22 protein-coding genes and 1 pseudogene are annotated in these 21,734 nt (G+C 67.3%); 15 read left to right on the forward strand and 8 right to left on the reverse strand.

All coding sequences use genetic code 11. The annotated features are described in order from the left end of the window. Positions 1 to 93 precede the first annotated feature (93 nt). Both ACNUDN_RS22150 and rnhA read left to right on the forward strand, forming a co-directional pair. A complete protein-coding gene (locus ACNUDN_RS22150) occupies positions 94 to 762 on the forward strand; it encodes a VOC family protein (RefSeq protein ID WP_419125262.1) in 669 nt (222 codons plus the stop codon). 35 nt (positions 763 to 797) lie between these two features. Further along, positions 798 to 1,268, forward strand: coding sequence for a ribonuclease HI (rnhA, locus tag ACNUDN_RS22155; RefSeq protein ID WP_419123900.1), 471 nt, complete (start codon positions 798 to 800; stop codon positions 1,266 to 1,268). 20 nt (positions 1,269 to 1,288) lie between these two features. Here the strand turns inward: rnhA and ACNUDN_RS22160 are convergent, their stop codons facing one another. From ACNUDN_RS22160 to ACNUDN_RS22180, 5 genes are all read right to left on the reverse strand, one after another. Further along, on the reverse strand, positions 1,289 to 1,945 hold the full coding sequence (locus ACNUDN_RS22160) for an NAD(P)H-dependent oxidoreductase (protein WP_419123901.1): 657 nt from the start codon (positions 1,943 to 1,945) through the stop codon (positions 1,289 to 1,291). Between the two features lie 236 nt (positions 1,946 to 2,181). Then, positions 2,182 to 3,045 (reverse strand): CE1 family esterase, encoded by an 864-nt coding sequence (locus ACNUDN_RS22165; RefSeq protein ID WP_431960627.1) that lies wholly within the window; start codon positions 3,043 to 3,045, stop codon positions 2,182 to 2,184. Between the two features lie 17 nt (positions 3,046 to 3,062). After that, positions 3,063 to 4,634 (reverse strand): alpha/beta hydrolase, encoded by a 1,572-nt coding sequence (locus tag ACNUDN_RS22170; RefSeq protein ID WP_419123903.1) that lies wholly within the window; start codon positions 4,632 to 4,634, stop codon positions 3,063 to 3,065. Then, the gene (locus ACNUDN_RS22175) at positions 4,631 to 5,350 is read right to left on the reverse strand and encodes an ABC transporter permease (RefSeq protein ID WP_419123904.1); all 720 of its coding nucleotides are present in this window, start codon (positions 5,348 to 5,350) and stop codon (positions 4,631 to 4,633) included. The genes ACNUDN_RS22170 and ACNUDN_RS22175 overlap by 4 nt, the downstream gene beginning before the upstream one ends. A 65-nt stretch (positions 5,351 to 5,415) precedes the next feature. Then, positions 5,416 to 6,312 (reverse strand): ABC transporter ATP-binding protein, encoded by an 897-nt coding sequence (locus ACNUDN_RS22180; RefSeq protein WP_419123905.1) that lies wholly within the window; start codon positions 6,310 to 6,312, stop codon positions 5,416 to 5,418. Between the two features lie 164 nt (positions 6,313 to 6,476). Between ACNUDN_RS22180 and ACNUDN_RS22185 the strand changes: the two genes are divergently transcribed. The 4 genes from ACNUDN_RS22185 (at position 6,477) to ACNUDN_RS22200 (ending at position 9,403) form a co-directional block, all read left to right on the forward strand. After that, positions 6,477 to 7,670 carry a sensor histidine kinase gene (locus ACNUDN_RS22185; RefSeq protein WP_419123906.1) on the forward strand — a complete coding sequence of 398 codons (1,194 nt, stop codon included), beginning with the start codon at positions 6,477 to 6,479 and terminating at the stop codon, positions 7,668 to 7,670. Then, entirely contained in the window at positions 7,667 to 8,269 is a 603-nt protein-coding gene (locus ACNUDN_RS22190) for a response regulator transcription factor (protein ID WP_419123907.1), read from the forward strand. Before ACNUDN_RS22185 ends, ACNUDN_RS22190 begins: the two co-directional genes overlap by 4 nt. Before the next feature lie 127 nt (positions 8,270 to 8,396). Then, positions 8,397 to 8,759 carry an ArsR/SmtB family transcription factor gene (locus ACNUDN_RS22195; protein WP_419123908.1) on the forward strand — a complete coding sequence of 121 codons (363 nt, stop codon included), beginning with the start codon at positions 8,397 to 8,399 and terminating at the stop codon, positions 8,757 to 8,759. Further along, complete coding sequence (locus ACNUDN_RS22200; RefSeq protein ID WP_419125263.1) at positions 8,756 to 9,403, forward strand: SRPBCC family protein; 648 nt, start codon at positions 8,756 to 8,758, stop codon at positions 9,401 to 9,403. Before ACNUDN_RS22195 ends, ACNUDN_RS22200 begins: the two co-directional genes overlap by 4 nt. A gap of 81 nt (positions 9,404 to 9,484) precedes the next feature. On the opposite strand, the gene ACNUDN_RS22205 is transcribed toward ACNUDN_RS22200, so the two are convergent. After that, positions 9,485 to 11,068 (reverse strand): HNH endonuclease signature motif containing protein, encoded by a 1,584-nt coding sequence (locus ACNUDN_RS22205; RefSeq protein ID WP_419123909.1) that lies wholly within the window; start codon positions 11,066 to 11,068, stop codon positions 9,485 to 9,487. Between the two features lie 29 nt (positions 11,069 to 11,097). Further along, on the reverse strand, positions 11,098 to 11,568 hold the full coding sequence (locus ACNUDN_RS22210) for a MarR family winged helix-turn-helix transcriptional regulator (RefSeq protein ID WP_419123910.1): 471 nt from the start codon (positions 11,566 to 11,568) through the stop codon (positions 11,098 to 11,100). A gap of 71 nt (positions 11,569 to 11,639) precedes the next feature. On the opposite strand from ACNUDN_RS22210, the gene ACNUDN_RS22215 reads away from it, so the two are divergent. Both ACNUDN_RS22215 and ACNUDN_RS22220 read left to right on the forward strand, forming a co-directional pair. Further along, entirely contained in the window at positions 11,640 to 12,632 is a 993-nt protein-coding gene (locus ACNUDN_RS22215) for an NAD-dependent epimerase/dehydratase family protein (RefSeq protein ID WP_419123911.1), read from the forward strand. Between the two features lie 220 nt (positions 12,633 to 12,852). Then, positions 12,853 to 13,491, forward strand: coding sequence for a hypothetical protein (locus tag ACNUDN_RS22220; protein WP_419123912.1), 639 nt, complete (start codon positions 12,853 to 12,855; stop codon positions 13,489 to 13,491). 128 nt (positions 13,492 to 13,619) lie between these two features. Here the strand turns inward: ACNUDN_RS22220 and ACNUDN_RS22225 are convergent, their stop codons facing one another. Continuing rightward, entirely contained in the window at positions 13,620 to 15,947 is a 2,328-nt protein-coding gene (locus ACNUDN_RS22225; protein ID WP_419123913.1) for an ATP-dependent DNA ligase, read from the reverse strand. Between the two features lie 41 nt (positions 15,948 to 15,988). On the opposite strand from ACNUDN_RS22225, the gene ACNUDN_RS22230 reads away from it, so the two are divergent. From ACNUDN_RS22230 to ACNUDN_RS22260, 7 genes and pseudogenes are all read left to right on the forward strand, one after another. Further along, positions 15,989 to 16,921, forward strand: a complete 933-nt coding sequence (locus tag ACNUDN_RS22230) for a carbohydrate kinase family protein (protein WP_419123914.1) — start codon at positions 15,989 to 15,991, stop codon at positions 16,919 to 16,921. Beyond that, positions 16,921 to 17,721, forward strand: a pseudogene (gene ku / locus ACNUDN_RS22235) (non-homologous end joining protein Ku); the annotation flags it as partial. The gene ACNUDN_RS22230 and the pseudogene ku, both read left to right, overlap by 1 nt. A 349-nt stretch (positions 17,722 to 18,070) precedes the next feature. Continuing rightward, a complete protein-coding gene (locus tag ACNUDN_RS22240) occupies positions 18,071 to 18,862 on the forward strand; it encodes an SDR family oxidoreductase (RefSeq protein WP_419125264.1) in 792 nt (263 codons plus the stop codon). Between the two features lie 10 nt (positions 18,863 to 18,872). Then, positions 18,873 to 19,949: an NAD(P)H-dependent amine dehydrogenase family protein gene (locus ACNUDN_RS22245; RefSeq protein WP_419123915.1), complete on the forward strand. Its 1,077-nt coding sequence runs from the start codon at positions 18,873 to 18,875 to the stop codon at positions 19,947 to 19,949. 23 nt (positions 19,950 to 19,972) lie between these two features. Beyond that, a complete protein-coding gene (locus tag ACNUDN_RS22250; protein ID WP_419123916.1) occupies positions 19,973 to 20,227 on the forward strand; it encodes a hypothetical protein in 255 nt (84 codons plus the stop codon). Positions 20,228 to 20,231: 4 nt separating this feature from the next. Further along, a complete protein-coding gene (locus tag ACNUDN_RS22255) occupies positions 20,232 to 20,471 on the forward strand; it encodes a hypothetical protein (RefSeq protein WP_419123917.1) in 240 nt (79 codons plus the stop codon). 100 nt (positions 20,472 to 20,571) lie between these two features. Then, on the forward strand, positions 20,572 to 21,639 hold the full coding sequence (locus ACNUDN_RS22260) for a poly-gamma-glutamate hydrolase family protein (protein WP_419123918.1): 1,068 nt from the start codon (positions 20,572 to 20,574) through the stop codon (positions 21,637 to 21,639). Positions 21,640 to 21,734: the final 95 nt, after the last annotated feature.

The raw sequence follows: 21,734 nt of genomic DNA on the forward strand, positions 1-21,734 counted from the left end.
CCCCTCGTCGGTGAGTATTCTGCATTCTGAACGAGTAGGCCATTCTCATGAGTAGACCCTGTTGCGCCCGTCCGATTGCCCGTGTCCGTTGACATGGCGGTGCACATCGACGGATTCGACGTCGCCGATCCGGCCCACGCATGGTCGGCGGCGGGGTTCACCCTCGATGCCGACGGCAACTGCCGGGTGGGCGGGGTGTGTATTCGACTGACCGGGCCCGACGGCCGCGGCTCCGGCATCCTCGGATGGTCGCTGCGCGATCTGGCGCCCGGGCACGCAGACATCGACGGTATCCCGGCGACACCGTCTGTTCACCGTCGCGCTGATGACAATCGCGCTGATCCCCGACCCGCGGTATCACCGGCCTGCCACGCCAACGGTGTCACCGCGATCGACCATGTCGTGCTGCTGTCGCCGGACCTGTCCCGGACGGTCGAGGCAATGAACGCGGTCGGGGTGCGACCGCGCCGCGAGCGAGATACCGAGCTCGGCGGCCGGCCGGTCCGGCAGGTCTTCTTCCGGATGGGAGAGGTGGTCGTCGAGGTGGTCGGCTCCCCCGAGGCGACCGGACACGGTCCGTCCACGCTGTGGGGCATCACGTACGTCGTCGCAGACATCGACGCGACCGCCGCCTACTTCGGTGACCGCGCGGCACCGGTCAAGGATGCGGTGCAGCCCGGCCGCCGGATCACGACGCTGCGCCATCGCGACCTCGGCATGTCGGTCCCGACGGCGATGATCTCGGCTCCCGCGCGTCGCTGAGCCGGCGGGACGGCGCACTGCTTATTCTCGGCGTCATGCGCGAGTCCACCCCGGACACAGTTGTCATCCACACCGACGGCGGGTGCCGGCCCAACCCGGGCCCCGGCGGCTGGGGCGCGGTGCTGCGCCACCGTGACCACGTCCGTGAGATGTGCGGTGGCGAGCCGGGGGCGACGAGCAACAACCGGATGGAGTTGACCGCACCGATCATGGCTCTGGAGGCACTCACCAGACCCGTGGCGGTGCATCTCTACACCGACAGCACCTACGTGCGGAACGGCATCACCACGTGGGTGGCCGGCTGGGAACGCAACGGCTGGCTGACCGCCGCCAAGCAACCGGTCAAGAACGTCGACCTGTGGCAGCGGCTGCAGATTGCCTGCGCGCCGCACCGGGTCGAGTGGTTCTGGGTGCGCGGCCACTCGGGTGTGGCCGACAACGAGCTGGCCGACCAGTTGGCCACCCGCGGTCTGCAACAGGCCATCGCCGCGACCGCCGCCGGCTGAAGCACCGCTGCCGCGGTCCGTCAGCCGTTCCTGCTCCGCAGGTGTATCTCCCTGGCATCACGGATGATTCGATCCGGTGAGACGAATGCCCGCCCGATCTCACCGGCCAGTCGCAATCCGTCGTCGCGCAGCGGCGCATTGTGGTCACCTTCGACGTCGACGATGAGGTGGCTTTCCACATCGGTGACCCCGCAGTAGGCGAAGGTTCCGACGTCGAGTTGGGTCTTCATGGCCTCTGCGTAGCCGTATCTGTCATAGGTGGGTCGACTCGATCCGCCGATACCGATCAGAGTTGTCGGGGTGTTGCGCAGCAGCGAGTTCAGCGGCCGCTTTCCCCGGTCCTGGACTCCCTTGCCGTACTGATAGGCCCAGCCGACGGTGAAGACCCGCTCGATCCAGCCCTTCATCATGGCCGGCATGCCCCACCAGTACACCGGAAAGACGAAGGCGAGCCGGTCGGCACGCTCCACTCTGCGGTGCATCGCCGCGATCCCTTCCGGTACCGGGCCGGCTCCCCAGAAATGGGCATGGTCCTCCCGGGTGAAGCGCGGATCGAAATCCTCGGCGTGCAAATCGAGTACGTCGATCGAATGCCCCGCTTGCCGGAAGGGTTCGTGAAACGCATCCATCACCGCGGCCGGGTACTTGTCGTCGAAAGGGTGGGAAAAGACGGTCATCAGGTGCACAGGTGCGCTCCTCACGTGGTCCTGCTGCGCCTGTCGGCACAGATTGTGTTCCCCTGTGCAACGCAGCGCAGCCCCCGAGATTCCGGGTCACCGGCCCGGCATCGGGTGCCGACGGGCGAATTCCCAGATGATCGGGCCGGCGTCCGGGCCGGCGCCGTCGCTGAACAGGCCCCGTCCGTGTGGTCCCGGCCAGGAGTGGCCCATCCCCGAGATCAGGTACGACTCGGTCAGTGACCGTCCGTCCGGGCCGGTGATGGCGGTGTGGGTGTACCCGCGCGATCCCGGCCGCGCTGCCACGCCGACGATTGCGGTCTCACGTTCGACGCTGTCGTTGAGCAGTCCGTCGTCGACCAGATCGTGGACCGCGATCCATTGGTCCACAAGTCTTTTCGCCACCAAGGGTGGAACCACGTCGTCCGAACTGCCCTGGATACCAACAGCGGGACCGGTCGGGCCCGGTCCCCCATCTGCGACCACGCCTGGCGCGCGGTGAATTCCGGCGGTGTAGCGTCGGGCCGGTCCGGGTCGACCTGGTTGAGCCCGTATTCGCCGCCCGCCACCGATGTGGCCGTCGCGAAGACGTCGGGATACGTGGCGGCGAGCACGATCGCGGTTCCCGCGCCGGACGAGGCGCCGACGGTGTGGACCTGGGTCGGGTCGGCGTTGTAGTGCGCGACCACCGATCTGGCCACGCCGGCCAGCAGCGCCGGCTCTCCGGTGTGGCGATGCTGCTCCCTGGGATCTGCCGGGTTCCAGCAGTTGTACGCGTTCCGAACGATCCGCTGCGTCGGGTAGACCACGATGAAGCCTTCCCGGTCCGCGAGGGCGTTCAAAGCGGTGGTGGCCTTCATCGAATTCCACCCGAATCCGGTCATTGCGCAGCCGTGGATGGCCAGCAGCACCGGGAGTGCAGTGCGGCCGTCGTGCTGCGGTGGCAGGTGCACCTGGTAGTACTGAGCAGCGCCGCCCGCACGGTAGACGTGGTTGCGGTCCCCACTGGCCATCCACCACGGCAGACCGAACTGCAGTGCGGCGGTCACGACGGCAGCGAACGCGATCAGAACCCCGAGCATGCCGGTCGTGGTCCACACCCATCGCCGCCGTCGGCTCACAGCGTGCATGTGGCGCCCTCGGGCGGCAGTCGCTGCTCGATCAGGTAATCGGCGACGATCTCATCGACACAGGGATCCGTTCCGGCCGTCACGATGGTGTGCTGTTCGCCTTCGACCCTCAGTACGGTGCCGCCGAGCGCGGCGGCGAGGCTCATGCCGCCGCCATACGGGGTGGTGGGGTCGCCGGTGATCGAGACGACCAGCGGCGGTGGCAGGCCGTCGTCGACGTTCTGGGCGTAGGGGATCTCCAGGGTCGGCGGCGCGGGCCACGCCTCGCACGTGTCGCGGGCGCCGTGACTCAGGTCGATACCGGGATCGAGGAACGGGGCAGCCTCCAGGACGGCGGCACGCAGCTGGGCGGTCTCGGTGGGCGTCATTCGCTGCTCGTCCATGCAGTTGACGGCATAGAGGGCCTCACCCAGGTTGGGCCACCGCCCGTCGCGGCCACGGCCGACGAATGCGTGACCCAGCGCGACGAGGGTGTCGCCGCGACCGCGCTGAACCTCGGCGATGCCGTCGATGATGGCGGGCCAGGCCGCAAAGTGGTACAGCCCGGAGATGATTCCCCCGGTGGCGGCGTCGTAGGTGAGCTCGAAACCGTCCAGCGCCGGCAGTGGCTCGTCAAGCAACGGGCGCAGGGTCTGGTGCAGGACCTGGGTCGCCAGATCCGGGTCGGGACCCAGCGGGCAGTCGGCCTGTTCGGCACAGAACGCCGCCAGCTGATCGAATGATCGCTGGAAGCCGCTGAATGCGTAGACCCGGCGTTCGAAGGTGCCCTGCTGCGGGTCGATGGCGCCGTCGAGCACCATGGCCCGCACCTTGTCCGGGAAGGTCTCGGCGTAGACCGCGCCCAACCTGGTGCCGTAGCTCTGACCGAGATAGCTCAACCGCTCGTCGCCGAGCACGGCACGCAGGATGTCCATGTCCCGGGCGGCGTCGCGAGTTCCCAAGTGTTCCAGCACATGTGCTCCACCGCTTCCCGCAGCACAGCGGTCGAGCAGTGCGCGGGCGTGCTCTTCGGTGATCGCGGCGACGGTGCCGATCGCCGAAGTCGGCACCGCGCCGGTGTCGGCCTCGGCATCGGTGAAGCAGTCGACCGCAGGCCGGGAGGCTCCCACGCCGCGGGGGTCGAAGCCGACCAGATCGAAACGCTCGGTGATGCGGCTGCCGGCCAGGGCCCGGCTGGTCAGAGCGGCGGCCATCACACCGGAGCCGCCCGGCCCGCCGGGGTTCAACACCAGCGACCCGATCGGATCGTCGCCGCGTGCCGGTGCGCGCAGCAGCGCGATCTGCACGGTCTCTGCGCCCGGATCGGAGTAATCCAACGGCGCGTCCATATACGCGCACTCCAGTGCCTCGTCACCGGCGAGCACCTCGGCCTCGGTCGCCGTGCTGCCGTAGTCGTCGCAGGATCCGAACACGATGTGCTGGGTGTAGAACCGCTCAAGTCCGGTGCCCGCCGTCGGTGCGCCGGCGCCGACGCACCCGGCGAGCAGCGCCACCGCCGCGGTGAGGACTGCCGGCAACCGCGCGGTGCGCGCAGCCCGGTTCTCGCTGCGGCCCGTCACCGATTCGGCTCCCATCGAAACGAGTTGGCAGCCAAGACGATTGCGATGACCACCCAAGCGATCGTGGCACCCAGCAGCAACAACGAGTCACCGAGTGCAATCCCGCCGTTCCAGGCGGCCACGACGAGTTCGGCGGCCGAACCCCCCGGAACCAATCGCTTCACCACGGTCATGGTGTCGGTGCCGGTGATACCGACCCAACTCGCCACCGCGACCACACCCAGGCTGACCGGCAGTGTAGTGATCTGGGCGTGCTCGGGAGACCGGGTCACCCCCGCCGTCGCCGTTCCCAGCGCGAGCATCATGACCAACGTCGCGACGATCGCCAATGCCAGCATCGCAAGGTCACCGGGCGCATCGCTCACCACCGCGAGCACTGCGAGAATCGCCACCACCTGGAGCAGGGCGATGACGCTGATGGGAAGCACCAGTCCGGACAGGATGGCGCCGTCGCCGGCCGCGGTGCATCGCAGCCGCTTGAGGAACAGGCTCTGCCGGCGGGCGGCCAGCGTCGTCACGGTCGTGGCGTAGAGGCTGAACGCCCCGATGGTGAACACGATCACGGCCGCGACATAGCCCAAGCTGCCGATCTCGGCGAACACGTCGCGAAAGCGGATGAAGAACACACACGCCGCGACGGGCATGAGCAGGCTGGTGACCAGTACCGAGCGGTTGCGAACGAGCTGCAACAGCTCGGAACGCGCGATGGTGAGCATGGAAATCCTTCGCGGTGGAGTGGGCGGGCGGAGGTTGCCGGGACGATCGGGGAGCTCGGGGATCGTCACCCCGTGGGGGCCTCGGTGCGGATCGCGCGGAAGACGTCGTCCAGACGGGTCGGCGCGGCTGACAATCCGCGAAGTTCGACGGCATGCACGTCGGCCCAGTCGAGCAGTCGCTTGAGGTCGGGCTGCAGCTCGAAGGTCTCGATCACATAGCCGCCGTCGGCGCCGGGTGCCGCGGGCAGCGGAGGCGCCGGAGCGTCCGGCGGCAGCCCGAAGTGGATTGCTGCGGGCAGCGTGCGCGTCAGCTCCGACACCGTACCCTGGTGCCGGAAGACACCGCGGTGCATCAGACCGATGCGGTCGGCGTGCTGTTGAGCTTCTTCCAGGTAGTGGGTGGTCAGCACCACGGTCGAGCCGTCGGTCCGCAGTTGGGTCACCGCCTCCCAGAGTGCGTCGCGGGATTGGATGTCCAGCCCGGTCGTGGGCTCGTCGAGGAAGATCAGCTCCGGGCGACCGTAGACGGCGGTCGCGAAGTCGAGTCGACGCTTCTGGCCTCCGGACAGCTGCGAGACCTTCGCCCCGGCCTTGCCGACCAGGTCGACCAGGCCCAGGACTCGTTCGACGCTGTCGGAACGCCCGGTGAGGCGGCCGATCAGCCGGACTGACTCGGCGACGGTGAGGTCGGCGGAGAATCCACTGTCCTGAAGCATGATGCCCATCCTGGGTCGCACCGAGCGCCGGTCCGTCGGGCTGTTCCCGAACACCCGCACCGCGCCCGAGGTGGGTCGCCGGTGTCCCTCGACGACCTCCAGCGTCGTCGTCTTACCGGCACCGTTGGTACCCAGCAGCGCGTAGAGTTCCCCGCGCTCCACCTGGAACGAAAGGTCGTCCACGGCCGTGTGATCGCCGTAGCTGACGGTCAGGCTGTCGACATCGATCACCGGGGGCGTTGACATATGTCCATCACAGCGCCGCCCGCTGGATCCCACCAGCGCGCCGGCGTCACGTGCCGGCATGACATTGCGGACCTACTCTGGTGACACTGTGTCACTGTCGCCGACATCCGGTCGGCGCCGATAATCAAGGAATAAGTCAGCCCCTCGTTCTCATGAAGCCAGGCATGCGCGTAACTCCAGCCGGTGACTCCATGGCGGCGGCCCCGCGGCCCGAGGATGTGCCACAGGTGTCACGGCGTCGCTTCCGTCACCTCAACCTGACGCTGTTTCTGCCGTTGCTCACCGCGGTGGGCGCCTACCTCATCGCCCGGCAGGCCCAGACCTGGCCGCAGGGCCTCATCTTGGGGCTGGGGCTGGCCGCCGCACTCGTCGCGTTCGTGCGCTGGTCCGCCGGCCGGCTGGCAGCGGTGGCGGCACCGTGCCTGGTGGTCGCGGGGGCGATCTGGTGCTACGGGGTGTTCGCATTCGACAGCCAGTCCCAGGGCGCCTTCTACTCGATCGCGATCGTCGGCAGCTTGGTTGTTCCCCAACTGCCGCGGCACCGCCTGATCGCGGCGGCAGGTGTGGTGCTCTTCGTGGCGGCGGTGGGCGTCGCCGGTGTGCTCACGATCCCCGCACCCGACGTCGGTGACCTGATCGCCGATGTCATCGTGCCCACCGGGTTCACCGCTGTCGTCATCGGGTTGATGTTCCCGAACAAGACGTTCTATGACGTCGTCGCCGAACTGGAGGAATCCCGGGACCGCGACGCCGAGCTCGCGGTGGTCCGTGAGCGGATCCGCTTCGCCGGCGATCTGCACGACATCCAGGGACACACCCTGCACGTGGTGAAGCTGAAAGTCGCGCTGGCGCAGAAGCTGATGCACAGCGACCCCGATCGCGCCGAACAGGAACTCCGTGAGGTGCACGACCTGGTCGGCGACACCATCGCCCAAACCAGGGAACTCGTCTACGGGCAGCGAAAGCTGAACCTCACCGCAGAGCTGGAGAACGCCCGAAATCTTCTGGAGGCCGCGGGCATCCGGGTCGGTATCGCGCGCCGCGACGGTGTCGCCGTGTGCGCCAACGAATTGCTGGCACAGGTGCTTCGGGAAACAACGACCAACATCCTGCGGCATTCCCGCGCCCGGTCCGTGCAGATCTCGCTCACCGCGAACAGCATCTCGGTGACCAACGACGGCGTGACCGACAGCGTCATGCCGGAACTGCGCGGGCTGGCCACACTGGCGTCGCGGGTGTCCGACCAGAACGGCGAACTCACCGTGACGCTGGAGGACGGCCGATTCCGCACTGCTGCAACGTTTCCAGATCGTTCCTCGGATCGCGTGACCCCGGAAACCGCGGCGGCACAGCAATGATCACCATCGTGCTCGCCGACGACGAGGTGCTCCTGCGCAAGGCGCTGGCGTCGCTTCTCCCGTTGGAGGGCGATATCGCGGTGGTCGCCGAGGCGGTCGACGGTACCGAAGCTGTCAGTGCCACGCTGACCCACCGTCCCGACGTGCTGGTGATCGACCTGGAGATGCCCGGCGTCGACGGACTCGAGGCCGTCGCCGAGATCCGCCGCGCACTCCCCGATCAGGTGATCTTGATGCTCACCCGGCATGCGCGCCCGGGCGTGCTGCGCAGCGCACTGAAACTCGGCGTGCAGGGCTTCGCCAGCAAGGCCGCCGAACCGGCGCATATCGCCACCGTCATCGACGCGCTGCACCAGGGACGGCGGTGGATCGACCAGGAGGTCTCCGCCGCGGCCATCGTCGACGATTGCCCGTTGACCGACCGTGAGATCGACGTACTGCGGGTGACCTCCCAGGGATATTCGGCCGCCGAGATCGCGTCCCGATTGCACCTGGCACAGGGCACCGTGCGCAACTACCTTTCCAGTGCCATGCAGAAGACCCAGACCCGCACCCGTCACGAGGCCGCACGCTATGCGCGGGAGCACGACTGGCTGTAGCCGCTCGAGTCGTGGGCGCCGGTGGCGTCCCCGGTCGGCGCCGAGACAGCACTGCGGCACCCGCGCCGCACCCGCTCGACAAAAAATCAGTTTTGACTTATATAAGTTGCTACTTTATCTTCGGGTGGTGCACGCTTTCGACGTTCTGGGCGACCCGGTGCGGCGCCGCATCCTCGAATTGCTCGTGCCCGGTGAGCAGTCGGCAGGCGACATCACCGCAGTGATCCGCGACGAGTTCTCGATCACCCAGCCGGCAGTATCACAGCATCTGAAAGTGCTGCGCGACAGCGGTTTCACCGTAGTCCGCGCAGTAGGGCAGCGGCGGCTCTACGCCGTGGACGGCGCCGCACTACGCGAGGTCGACGACTGGCTGAACAATTTCCGCCAGTTCTGGGCCCCACGCCTGGATGCACTGTCCACCGAGATCGCACGCGGAAAGCGGCAACGCCGGCTCCGCCCGCAGGGAACCGATGAAAGGAGACAGCACTGATGGATGTCAGCGAACACGTCAACGCCGTGCAGCGAACGGTCGGGAGCCGGACCATCGAGGCCGGGAAGGCCCGCGTCGTGACATTGAGCCGCACGTACCCCACCGATGCGGCCGATCTGTGGGATGCCTGCACCAACGCCGAACGCCTGCCCCGGTGGTTCGCGCCGGTGCACGGCGACCTGCGGCTGGACGGCAAGTACCAGGTCGAGGGCAATGCGTCCGGAACCGTACTCAGCTGTGATCCCCCGCGGACCTTCACCGCCACTTGGGAATTCGGCGGGTTAGTCAGCTGGATCGAGCTGACCATCATCGACGAGGCTCCGGAGCGGGCCCGCATGCAACTCGACCACATCGCGCTGGTGGACGACCCCATGTGGCCGCAGTACGGCCCCGGCGCCGTGGGTATCGGGTGGGATCTGGCGCTACTGGGCCTGGCTCTCCATCTCGACACCGGGCAGGCCGTACCGGCCGAGTTCAGGGAAGAAGAGTGGGCGACCACCGGCGACGGCAGAAACTACATCCGCGCCGCCGGCGACGGCTGGTATGCGGCTCAGGTCGCGTCCGGTGAGGACACCGCCGCCGCCCGTCGGGCAGCCGACAACTCGATCGCCTTCTTCCGCGGAGATCCACCCCCACCGCACTGATTCCGGGCCGCGGGCGGTTCACATCGCGCCGGGTGAGGTCTTGACGCCGATCTTGAAGATGAGCGTCAGGCCGCTCGGCCCTCAGGCGGCTTGGTGGTCGGGTGGTGCGGGGCCGCCGGGTTGGTCGGTGGTGTCGGCGGGGGTGGGGGTGTCCGGGTCGGCTGTGCTGGTGTTGTCGCTGTTGGTGTCGTCCGGTTCGGTGTTGTCCTGTTTGGTGTCGTCGTGTTCGGTGTCGTCGTGTTCGGTGTCGTCGTGTTCGGTGTCGTCGTGTTCGGTGTCGTTGTGGTGGGGTTCGGGTGGGTGGAGGAGTCGTTCGGGTTGGTGGTGGTAGTTGATGCGGTGTTGGCCGGTGTCCAGCTGTGGGGGTGGGGTCCATTCGACTTCGCAGCGGTCGTTGATGGTGGTGGTCCAGCCGCTGTGGGTGGTGACGCTGCGGTTGTCGGGGCCGCAGGCCAGGCCGAGTTCGTCGATGTTGGTGTTGCCGCCGTCGGTCCAGTCGGCGGTGGCGTGGTGGACCTGGCAGCCGTAGGCGCCGATGGTGCAGCCGGGTTTGGTGCAGCCGCCGTCGCGGGCGATCAGCATGATCCGCTGGGCCGGCGATGCGATGCGTTTGGTGCGGAGCAGGTCCAGCGCTGATCCGGTGGCGCGGTCGAACACTGCCAGGTAGTGGTGGGCGTGGCGGGCCATCTGGATCACCTCGGCGATCGGCACCATGGTGCCTCCGCCGGTGACACCGATCCCGGCCCGCGACTGCAGGTCTTGGAGGGTGGTGCGGATGATGACCGAGACCGGTAACCCGTTGAGGTGTCCGAGTTGCCCGCTCATCAACGCGATCCGCCCGATGGCCAGGAGTGCGTCGTGTTGACGTTGGGCCAGGCTGCGGTGGTCGTTGTCGATCTGGGCCTGTGACGGTGTGCCCGAGGTGCAGGGCTGGTCATCATCGGCATTGCACATGCCGGGGGCGGCGTATTTGGCGAAGATCGCTTCCCACACCGCCCACGCTTGTGGGGTCAGCGTCGCCGACAGGTCGACCATGCCGTCGGTGCGCTGTTTGTGCTTGGTGAGCGCGCGTTTGCGGGCGCGTTCGGTGTCATCGGGTTCGGGTCCGTCCTGATCAAGCAGGAACAGGGTGCGCTCGGCGGCGTCTTTGAGTTCTTTGGGGCCGATCCCGACCGCGGTGCGGACCAGGTCGACCTCGAACTGGTCGCGGGTGGCGGTGTCGATGAACCCGGGCACCTTGGCCAGGGCTTTGCTGATCACCTCGACATGTTCGGCGTTGATCAACCCGTGGGCCTGGGCGGCGGCGGTGGCGGGCAACAGTGGTGGCAGCGCGGGTCCGGTCACCGCGGGGCGCGGCGCCAACACCGCGGCCTCGGTGAGCCGGCGGTGGGCCTCGCGGGTCGAGATCCGCCACCGGACCGACAGCACCTCTTTCCACGATTTGGCGCCCATCTGCTGCGGGGTCGCCTCGACCTGCAGGCGGGCCAACAACCGGTGACCCACCGCGGGCAGCCGACATCCCAACGTTTCGAGATCATCGAGCACATCGACCAACTCGTCTCGGGTCAACAGGTCGACCTCACCGGCGGCCACCTCATCGAAGGCCGCACACAACGCCCTCACCGCGACCTGCACAGCGCTCCCCGACATGGTTCGAACATACATTCGACCACCGACAAGTTCGGCCCCCTCGGCTACGCCGGCGGGTTCAGGGACTCGGCGATGCGATCGAGCAGCCGGGTCAGCTGACGCTGCTCCTCGGCGCTGAGGCAACTGAAAATCTCCTCGGCGACCACGACGTAGTCGCGGAGCCAGTTACGCGCCTGCGCCTCACCTTCGGAGGTGGTCGTCAGGCGTATCGCGCGGCGGTCGTTGTCATCGACGCCGCGGGAGACCAGTCCATCGCGAACAAGTGCCTCCACCAGTGTCGACGCAGTGCCCTGGCTGATCCCCACTTCCCGGGCCAGATCCGCGAGCCGCACCGGCTGCATCCGGGCCACTTCGGTGAGCAGTTTGGATCTCGGGGTCGACACGCCGTGCTCCCCCAGGCGGTCGTCGAAGGCCCGCACCACCGATTTGGCTGCGCGGCCGAACACATCGGCCAGGCGCCCTGCGCGCTGCGCCGATGCACCTGACGCAGCGCGTCCACCCGTCGCCTCTTTCACGTTGACGAGATACTATCAGCACCCATATAGTTTGGTATCAAATGATTTGACACAGAATGAATGGGAGTGAGATGAAGATCTTCGTCACAGGCGGCAGCGGATTCGTCGGGCAGCACGTCATCAGGCGACTGGTCGGCGCTGGGCACGAAGTGCGCGCGCTCGCGCGCACGGACCGCGCCGCCGACCTCGTCAGCCTGGCCGGGGCGCAGCCGGTTCTCGGCGATCTGGCGGAACTGGTCACAAGTGGCCCGCCGCCGCAATGGACGTCGGCACTGCACGGCGCCGATGCCGTCGTGCACGGTGCCGCCTATATGGCGTTCTGGGGTCCCGACGACGTCTTCCGTCGGGCCAACCTGGCGCCCAGCGTCGCCCTGCACCAGGTTGCCGTGTCTGCTGGAGTGTCGAGGTTCGTCGCGATCAGCGCCGCCAGCGTGGCCAGCGGTACCCAGCGCGCGCCGATCGTCGACGAGCGTACCGACGAAGGCCGGCCCAACATCGCCTACAGCCGCATCAAGCTCGAAACCGAGCGCACCCTGCTCAGCGCGGTCACTCCGACGATGACGACGGTGGCCCTTCGACCTCCGTTCATCTGGGGTGCGGGAATGTCCACCCTGGACGAATTCGTCAGCACGGTGAAAGCCGGCCGGTTCAGCTGGATCGACAACGGTTCGCACACAGTCGACTTCGTCCACGTGGACAACCTCGCCGAGGCAGTCCGGCTCGCACTCACCCGTGGCGCTGCCGGTCGCGCGTACTACGTCACCGACGGCACACCGATGCCTACCCGCGATTTCTTCACTCCGCTACTGGCCACCCAAGGCGTCGACGTGAGCGCGGCCCGCAGTGTGCCGTTCGCGGTGGCGGCCCCCCTCGGGGCGGTCCTCGAAGCAGGGGCACGTCTGTTGCGCCGGCCCGAACCGCCGATGCTGACAAACTGGATCACCACCTTCATGGGCCGTGACCGCAGTTACGACATCAGTTCTGCGAGAAACGAACTCGGATACGCTCCATTTGTCAACCTGGCCGACGGACTCGCGGAGATGGCGAACTCCCTCTCGCGCTGAACCACTCCGAGACAACTGGTGGAGGCGCAGCGCACCGCGACCATCCGACCCTTGAACCTCGTTCTCGATGACCGGCCCCGGAAAATCTCGCCGTAAGAGCGACACGAGCAGGGCTGCAGAATATCGCGCGGGTCGACACCGCGCAGCCATCCGTTTCCGACGTGCTGGACGTCACGGACTGCCTCGACAGAGAGTGAGCCGTGGCATCCTGGGAGCCACGATGGCAGACGCAGACTGGACCATACGTCCCCGCGAGGGTTTAGGTCGGCTCGAATTCGGCATGTGCGCGGCACAGGTGAATTCGCTGTCGGCGCCGTACGGCACCGTCACCGGTCGCGGTGCTGATCGCATCCCCGACGACCTTCTGCGCGAGACGCTGGAGATGTTCGGCGACGCGATGAGCAACGACGAGAAGCAGGCCCTCATCGCCGCGTACGCGGACGACGGCCCACCCGCGGGCAGCGTGACCGAAACCCGCGGCGACCTCGTGCTGCGGTACGAAGCCGACCGCCTCTGCGAGATCATGCCCGCCGGCCCACGACATCCGCTGTTCCTCGACGGCAGGGATGTCTTCGCGCTGCGCGGTCTCGAACCGCTGGACTTGCTGGAGCGGCTCAACCGAAGCCCCGGACGCTACGCGGACACCGAAGCGGCGTTCGACCACCTCGCCATCTCGGTGAGCGGGTTCGGCGTCAGCGATTCGACTCACGGCGTGCGGGCGCTGGATGACTCCGACGAGCGTTTCCAGGAACGGACGGTGACCCTGCGGAAAGTCCCCTATCTGCCCGAGCAGGAGATGCACCGCTACATCGTGCACTCGTTGCGGACAGTCACCGATCGGCCACCCCGGCAACCCTGACACGTGCGCTCGGCACCGCAAATCCGTGGCTGAAGTCGCAACAGCTCAAGTCCCAACAGCTGAAGTCGCAGCACGGGGCACGTGCCGCGAATTGAGAAGTGAACGTCCACAGTGACTTTGGCTTCACGCTATTCCCAGACAACCTCCTCGGGCGTCTTGTCCGGGCGCAGACCGCGCCAGCTCGGCTGCCGTAGCCGATTGTCAGAGGTGCGTTCGCTGTAGCGCACCTCGCCCACGAGTTCGGGACGCACGAAAGTCACCCCCTTCGCGTCCGGCTTGGGAAGTTCTGCCGCAAAAGGTGATTCGTCGGTGCGTAAAGGCTGCAGCGTCTCCTTCAACGACGCCAACTCCTTGTCGGTGAAACCGGTACCGACCCGTCCGACGAACTGCAGGCCGTCGTCGACACCGCCTGGACCGGGAACTCCGAGCACCAACGCGCCGATCCCGCTGGTGCGTCCACCTTCGCCCTGTCGCCACCCGCCGATCACCACCTCCTGGGTGTTCCAGAGCTTGGCCTTGATCCACGACGAGGACCGCCTGCCCGGCTGATAGGTGGAGTCCCGCTTCTTGGCGATGACACCCTCCCAGCGCCGTGATCTCGCTACGTCGAGCGCTGCAGGTCCGTCGTCGGCGTCGATCGGCGGCGGCACGATGAGATTTTCCCCGTCGGCAAGTGCCTCGAGCAGTCGGCGGCGGTCGGTGTACTTGGCACGCGTCAACAATCTGCCGTCGAGAAACAAGATGTCGAACGCCCAGAACTCCACGCGCGTCGAGCGCGCCCGGTTCTGCATCTCGCGGAAACTGGGCACCCCCGAGTCGTCGAGCGCCACCGCCTCGCCATCGAGGATGACGTGGTGGTCGGCAAGGTCGGCGGCCAGCGACTTCAGCAGCGGGTACTCGGCCGTGACGTCGCGACCGTTGCGGGACCGAACCGCCAACCTTCCGTGATCGGCTTCGACGATGATTCGGTACCCGTCCCATTTTCCTTCGAAAGCCCACTGGCTCTTGGTGAATCGCTCGACCGATCCCTCGGTGGTCAGCATCGGGGCCAGGTCGGCCGCCGTCGGCCGCTGCTGGTCTTTCATCCGGTGCGCGAGCCAGTTCTTGCCGTCGGTCTGGATCAGCGCGTATCGGCCTTCGATCTTCGCGCCGTGCAACGTCACGATGACCTCGCCGCCCCTGGCCGGGCCATCCGGCGGATTGTCGCGGAACTTCTCGGTCTCGTACGTGCCGGTGTCCCAGAGGTAGACCTCGCCACCGCCGTACTCGCCCTTGGGGATTTCCCCGGCGAAGGTCAGGTACTCCATCGGATGGTCTTCGGTGTGCACGGCCAGGTGATTCACCGACGGCGTGTCGGGGAGATTCTTCGGTACCGCCCAGCTCACCAGCACACCGTCTCGTTCCAGCCGGAAGTCGTAGTGCAGCCGCCGGGCATGGTGCTCCTGGATGACGAACTTGTCGTTGTTGCCGGTGGCCGGGGCCTCGGCCGGAATCGGTTCGGGCGTCTTGGTCGTGTCGCGCATGCTGCGGTACCGAGTCAGCCGGTCCGGTACCGGAACCGGCGGATCGAGGTCGGCGAGCAGATCCCCGTCCCGGTCGAGCCGGTCGAGCACCTCGTCGAACCTGAGGTGTCTCAGGTCCGGATCGGCGATCTCGTCCCAGGTGCGCGGCGCCGCGACGGTAGGGTGCGGCCGGCCGCGAAGCGAATACGGCGCGATCGTGGTCTTGTTGGCGTTGTTCTGGCTCCAGTCGACGAAAACCTTGCCCGCACGCAGCCTCTTGGTCATGGTGGCGGTGACCTGCTTGGGCATCGCCCGTTCCAGCTGCTGCGCCACTCGCTTGGCCAGCACCGAGGCGCCCTGTGAGCTGATGGGTTCGTCCAGTGGGACGTAGAGGTGCAGGCCCTTGCTACCGCTGGTCAGCGGGAAAGTCCGCAGCCCGATGTCGGCAATCAGATCGCGAACCTCGTGGGCGACCTCGCACAGCTGACGGAACGTCACGCCTTCCCCGGGGTCCAGATCGAACACGATGCGTGTCGCCGGACCGACATGGGTGAATTCCGCGTCGTGGCCCGCCCCGCTGCTCCCGCCCGTGAAGCGCCACTGCGGCACGTGCACCTCCAACGCCGCCTGCTGCGCGATCCAGGCCAACCCCTCCACGGTGTCGATGACCGGATAGGTGGTGGTACCCGACTTGTGGACGATGGTGCCGCGACTCAGCCAGTCCGGCGCCGAGGACGCCAGCTGCTTTTCGAAGAACGACTCTTCGTTGACGCCGTTGGGCCAGCGTTTCCGGGTGACGGCTCGGCCCGCAATATGCGGCAGCATCGCCGCGGCCACGTTGACGTAGTAGTCGAATACCTCCGCTTTCGTGACAGCCTCCGCGCCATCCCCGGTCGCCGGATACAGCACCTTGTCCGGGTTGGTCAGCTTCACCCGGTCATATCGGTCCACCACATCACGGTATTACCCGCTGCGGAGACGGTAGCGTCACAACGGTGAGGGCATTGGTCATCGGTGAGGCGCTGATCGACGTCGTGGAGCGCGACGGGCGCATCACCGGTGAGCACGTCGGTGGCAGCCCGCTCAACGTCGCCGTCGGGCTGGCACGACTGGGGCGAGACGTCGATTTCCTGACCCACATCGGCACCGACGATCGCGGGCGGCGCATCACCGAGTATCTCGAATCCTCAGGTGTGCAGCTGGTTTCCGGAAGTCAGAGCGCGCAGCGGACCGCCACCGCGCACGCGCTGCTCGACGAATCGGGATCGGCGTCATACTCGTTCGACATCGACTGGCAACTGACCGGAACCCCCGAGGTGGCACCGCCGCTGGTGCTGCACACCGGCTCCATCGCAGCGGTACTGGAGCCAGGGTGTCTGGCCACGAAAGCGCTCGTCGACACCTACCGCCTGTCGGCCACGGTCACCTTCGACCCCAACGTACGTGCAGCGCTGATCACCGACCCCGACGCGGCTCGGTCGCGCATCGACCGCTTGCTCGAGCGTGCGGACGTGGTCAAGGCCAGCAACGAGGATCTGCAGTGGATCGACCCCACCCGCAGCCCGGAGCAGACCGCGTCGGCGTGGATGGCGCTGGGTCCCTCGGTGATCGTGGTGACCTTCGGCGGAGAAGGCGCGGTGGCCATGTGTGCCGACGGCACCGTGCGGGTACCTGCCGGACATGTCGAGGTGGTGGACACCGTGGGCGCCGGTGACGCGTTCATGACCGGGCTGATCGATGCGTTGTGGTCGATGGATCTGCTCGGCGCCGCCCGACGCCCGCAGCTCGCCGCGATCGGAACCGACGCGCTGACCGACGCGGTGCGCGGAGCGACCGTGGCGGCGGCGTTGACCGCAGCGCGCGCCGGTGCCGATCTGCCCGATCGTGTCGCCCTCGACCGGGCCGCCGCATCGGACATACTGGGCTGATGCGGTCCATCTGGAAGGGCTCCATCGCGTTCGGACTGGTGAACGTCCCGGTCAAGGTGTACAGCGCCACCGAGGACCACGACATCAAGTTCCATCAGGTGCACGAGAAGGACAACGGCCGCATCCGCTACAAGCGAGTCTGCGAGGTCTGCGGCGAGGTGGTCGAGTACCGCGACATCGCCAAGGCCTACGAGTCCGATGACGGCCAGACGGTGATCATCACCGACGACGACATCTCGACGTTGCCCGAGGAACGCAGCCGTGAGATCGACGTGCTGGAGTTCGTCCCCGCCGGCGATCTCGATCCGCTGATGTACGACCGCTCGTACTTCCTGGAACCGGACGGTAAGTCCTCGAAGTCGTACGTGCTGTTGGCCAGAACTCTGATGGAAAGCGATCGCGTCGCGATCGTGAACTTCGCGCTACGCAACAAGACCCGGCTGGCCGCGCTGCGCGTCAAGGACTTCAGCAAGCGTGACGTGATGATGATTCACACGCTGCTGTGGCCCGACGAGATCCGCGACCCGGACTTCCCGGTGCTCGACAAGGAGGTCGACGTCAAACCCGCTGAGCTCAAGATGGCCAGCCAGGTGGTCGACTCCATGACCGACGACTTCAACCCGGATCGGTATCACGACGATTACCAGGAACATCTGCACGAGCTGATCCAGGCGAAACTCGAAGGTGGAGAGGCCTTCACGACCGAGGAGCAGCCGCAGGAACTCGACGAAACCGAGGACGTCTCCGATCTGTTGGCCAAGCTCGAAGCCAGCGTGAAGGCGCGCAAGGAGCAGAGCTCCAAGGGTGGCTCGTCCACCAAGTCTGCCGACGAGGCCGACCAGGACGACGAGGCCGACCAGGACGACGATGGGTCCGCGGAGACGTCGCCGACCAAGAAGGCGCCGGCGAAAAAGACCGCCGCCAAGAAAGCGTCGGCGAAGAAGACCGCCGCCAAGAAGGCACCGGCGAAGAAGGCGGCCAAGAAGGCCGCCGCGAAAAAGAGCTAGGACGCCCCACCTCGTCCGGGCGAAGCCCGGGACGAGGGCGGGTGCCACCCCCGCACCATGAATTAGAACGTGTTCCAGAAACTGCACCCGCAGTCCCGATGTCCTTGCTAGCGTGACGCCCGATGAACAATGGGAGGCGCGCGTGATTCTGGACCGGTTCCGACTCGACGATCAGGTGGCGGTGGTGACCGGCGCAGGCCGCGGTCTCGGCGCGGCGATGGCGGTGGCGTTCGCCGAAGCCGGTGCTGACGTGCTCATTGCGGCGCGGACGCGCTCACAGCTCGAGGACGTCGCCGCGCAGATCACCGCCACCGGGCGACGCGCCCACATCGTCGTCGCCGATCTCGCCCGATCCGAGGACACAGCGGCTCTCGCCGCACACGCAGTCGAGGCGTTCGGCAGACTAGACATCGTCGTCAACAACGTCGGCGGCAGCATGCCCAACGCCCTTCTGAACACCTCGGCCAAGGACATGCGCGACGCGTTCGCGTTCAACGTGGCCACCGCACATGCACTGACCACCGCCGCTGTTCCCCTGATGCTGGACGGCTCCGGCGGCGGCAGCATCATCAACATCACGTCCACCATGGGGCGCCTCGCCGGTCGGGGGTTCGCCGCCTACGGCACCGCCAAAGCGGCACTGGCGCATTACACCCGGCTGTCGGCGCTCGATCTGGCACCCCGTATCCGGGTGAACGCCATCGCACCGGGTTCGATCCTGACCTCCGCACTGGAGATCGTCGCCGAGAACGACGAGCTGCGCGACCCGATGGAGAAGGCGACGCCCCTCAAGCGACTCGGCGACCCGCTCGACATCGCAGCCGCCGCGGTCTATCTCGCCTCCCCGGCGGGCAGTTACCTGACCGGCAAGACCCTGGAAGTCGACGGCGGCATCACCTTCCCGAACCTCGACCTTCCCATCCCTGACCTGTAGAGGAGTGCGCATGGCCATCAAAGTCGCTGCCATCGGTACCGGAAACGTCGGCAGACATGCGCTGACGCAGCTGATCAACGATCCCCGCTTCGAACTGACCGCAGTCTGGGTGTCTTCGGAGTCCAAGGCCGGCAAGGACGCCGGTGAGCTTGCCGGACTGGATGTTTCGACCGGGATCCGCGCCACGACCGACCTCGACTCGGTCCTTGCGACCGGACCGCAATGCGCGGTCTACACCGCGATGGCCGACAACCGGCTGACCGAGGCGCTCGAAGACTACCGGCGGCTCCTGGAAGCAGGCGTCAACGTCGTGGGCAGCAGTGCGGTGTTCCTGCAGCACCCGTGGCAGGTGATCCCCGACGAGATGATCACCCCGCTCCAGGACGCCGCGGCGAAGGGGTCGTCGACCATTTTCGTCAACGGGATCGACCCGGGTTTCGCCAACGACCTGCTCCCCATGGCGCTGGCAGGCACCTGCCAGAACGTCCAGCAGATCCGATGCATGGAGATCATCAACTACGACACCTACGACAGCGCCACGGTGATGTTCGACGTCATGGGGTTCGGCGGCAGTCTCGACGAGACACCCATGCTCCTGCAGCCCGGGGTACTAGGCCTGGCCTGGGGTTCGGTGGTGCGTCAGCTGGCCGCCGGACTCGGCATCGAACTCGACGAGGTCACCGAAACGCATGAACGGGTACCGGCCCCCGAGGCGTTCGACATCGCGGCCGGCCGGATCGAAAAAGGCACCACTGCAGCAATCCGGTTCGAGGTCCGCGGAATCAAGGACGGAGAGGTCGCCGTGGTCCTCGAACACGTCACCCGGCTGCGTGACGATCTGTGCCCGGATTGGCCGCAGCCGGCCCAACACGGCGGGTCCTATCGGATCGAGATCACCGGGGAACCGTCGTATGCGCTCGACCTCTGCCTGAGCAGCCCCAACGGCGACCACAACCATGCCGGACTGGTGGCCACCGCGGCCCGCGTCGTCAATGCGATCCCCGCGGTGCTCGACGCGGCGCCGGGAATCGTGACGGCGCGGGAGTTGCCTCCCATAACTGGCAAAGGTCTGTACGCTAAGCGATGACCCTCCCTGGAAGGATGCTGAAAATGAAGGCTCGCCTGAGCACCCTCGCTGCCCTCCTCGTCGCCGGCGGTGCTTCCGTGGCCGTGGCCCTCGCGGCAGCCCCCGCGGCGCTCGCCCAGCCGAACTGCTCGACGACGTCCGCGGGCGCCGGAGGCCGTACCGAGGTGTGCCAGTCGCCCGGTAACGCCCAGATCAGCTCCACCCCCGGAATGTATGCGCAGCCCTGGTACGGCGGCGGCATGTTCCCGTGGGAGGGCTACGGCCCCTACGTCTTCTGACCCGGTGAGCATCGTGTCACGTTGGGGCGCAGGGCTTTTCGTGACTCTCGGCGCCGTGGCCGTGCTCGCCGCGCCCACCGCTGCCGCCGCCCCCGACTGCACAGACGTCGGCAAGACGGTGACATTCTGCGAGACGAACGGGAGCACCCAGATCACCACCACCCCGCCGCCGTGGAACTACGGCGGCTGGATGGGCGTCGGGGTGTGGCCGCTGGTCGGTGCTTACGGCCTCGGCCCCTGGTGACTGACCGACCCTGACGATCCCGGCCCGAACCGGCAGGGTCGTCGCCGGGCTGATTACGCTACGAACCGTGGTGCTGAGCTATCCGAGGCCGACCGGCTGAATGACCGGCCGGCACTTCTACTTCGCGTACGGATCCAACCTGTGCGTGCGACAGATGGCGCAGCGCTGCCCTGACGCGTGCGATCCGCGCCGTGCCAGGCTGGCCGACCACGATTGGCTGATCAACGAGCGCGGCGTCGCGACGGTCGAGCCGTTCGCCGGCAGCGAGGTGCACGGCGTGGTGTGGCAGGTGTCCGACCGCGATCTGGCCACCCTGGACAGCGCCGAGGGCGTGCCGGTGCGTTACCGGCGCGACGAGCTCACGGTGATGACCGACAACGGTCCGTCGCCGGCCTGGGTGTACATCGACCATCGGGTCGAAGCAGGCCCGCCGCGCCCCGGGTACCTGGAGCGCATCCTCGACGGAGCCCACCACCACGGTCTGCCCCGACCCTGGATCCAGTTCCTCGAGCGGTGGGACCCCGCCCGGTGGCCGCAGCGCCCACAGCACGCCGATTCGCGCGCACCGCAGTCCCTTTCGGAGCTCATCAGCGATCCGGCCATCATCGAGGAGTGCACGCTGCGTTCCCGGTTCGGGTTCCTGGCGATCCACGGCGGCGGGCTGGAACAGATGACCGATGTCATCGCCGAACGCGCGGCGGACGCCGCGCACGCCTCGCTGTACGTGGTGCGCCATCCCGACCACTACCCGCATCATCTCCCGTCGGCGCGCTACGACCCGGCGCAGTCGACTCGGCTGGCGGAGTTCCTCGATCACGTCGACGTGGTGGTGTCGCTGCACGGCTATGGCCGGATGGGCCGCAGCACCCAGCTGCTCGCCGGTGGCCGGAACCGCGGACTGGTCGAGCACCTCGCCCACCACGTGACCGTCCCGGGCTACCGCATCGTCACCGAGCTGGACGCCATCCCCCGCGAGCTCCGCGGTCTGCATCCAGACAATCCGGTCAACCGGGCCCGGGGTGGCGGAGCGCAACTGGAACTGCCCGCCCGGGTGCGTGGCACCAGTCCTCGCAGCGCGTTGCCCGGCGACGACGGCCTGACGCCGGCGACCTCCGCACTGGTCCAAGGGTTGGCGCGGGCCGCACGCACGTGGCCGTCACCGTCGTAGCCGTGCGCTCCATCGCCGCGACACTGACAGCTCCGTCGCCGCCGCGACACTGACGGCTCCGGCGGGCCCGCGCCCGGCAACACCCATCCGCCGAT

The organism is Mycobacterium sp. smrl_JER01, assembly GCF_048513595.2.
In the GTDB taxonomy this organism is placed as follows: Bacteria; Actinomycetota; Actinomycetes; order Mycobacteriales; family Mycobacteriaceae; genus Mycobacterium.

Coding starts and splice junctions, on each gene's coding strand:
- ACNUDN_RS22150 (WP_419125262.1), top strand. CDS start 94: ATGGCGGTGCACATCGACGGATTCGACGTCGCCGATCCGGCCCACGCA.
- rnhA (WP_419123900.1), top strand. CDS start 798: ATGCGCGAGTCCACCCCGGACACAGTTGTCATCCACACCGACGGCGGG.
- ACNUDN_RS22160 (WP_419123901.1), bottom strand. CDS start 1,945: ATGACCGTCTTTTCCCACCCTTTCGACGACAAGTACCCGGCCGCGGTG.
- ACNUDN_RS22175 (WP_419123904.1), bottom strand. CDS start 5,350: ATGCTCACCATCGCGCGTTCCGAGCTGTTGCAGCTCGTTCGCAACCGC.
- ACNUDN_RS22180 (WP_419123905.1), bottom strand. CDS start 6,312: ATGTCAACGCCCCCGGTGATCGATGTCGACAGCCTGACCGTCAGCTAC.
- ACNUDN_RS22185 (WP_419123906.1), top strand. CDS start 6,477: ATGCGCGTAACTCCAGCCGGTGACTCCATGGCGGCGGCCCCGCGGCCC.
- ACNUDN_RS22190 (WP_419123907.1), top strand. CDS start 7,667: ATGATCACCATCGTGCTCGCCGACGACGAGGTGCTCCTGCGCAAGGCG.
- ACNUDN_RS22205 (WP_419123909.1), bottom strand. CDS start 11,068: ATGTATGTTCGAACCATGTCGGGGAGCGCTGTGCAGGTCGCGGTGAGG.
- ACNUDN_RS22215 (WP_419123911.1), top strand. CDS start 11,640: ATGAAGATCTTCGTCACAGGCGGCAGCGGATTCGTCGGGCAGCACGTC.
- ACNUDN_RS22220 (WP_419123912.1), top strand. CDS start 12,853: ATGGCAGACGCAGACTGGACCATACGTCCCCGCGAGGGTTTAGGTCGG.
- ACNUDN_RS22245 (WP_419123915.1), top strand. CDS start 18,873: ATGGCCATCAAAGTCGCTGCCATCGGTACCGGAAACGTCGGCAGACAT.
- ACNUDN_RS22250 (WP_419123916.1), top strand. CDS start 19,973: ATGAAGGCTCGCCTGAGCACCCTCGCTGCCCTCCTCGTCGCCGGCGGT.
- ACNUDN_RS22260 (WP_419123918.1), top strand. CDS start 20,572: ATGACCGGCCGGCACTTCTACTTCGCGTACGGATCCAACCTGTGCGTG.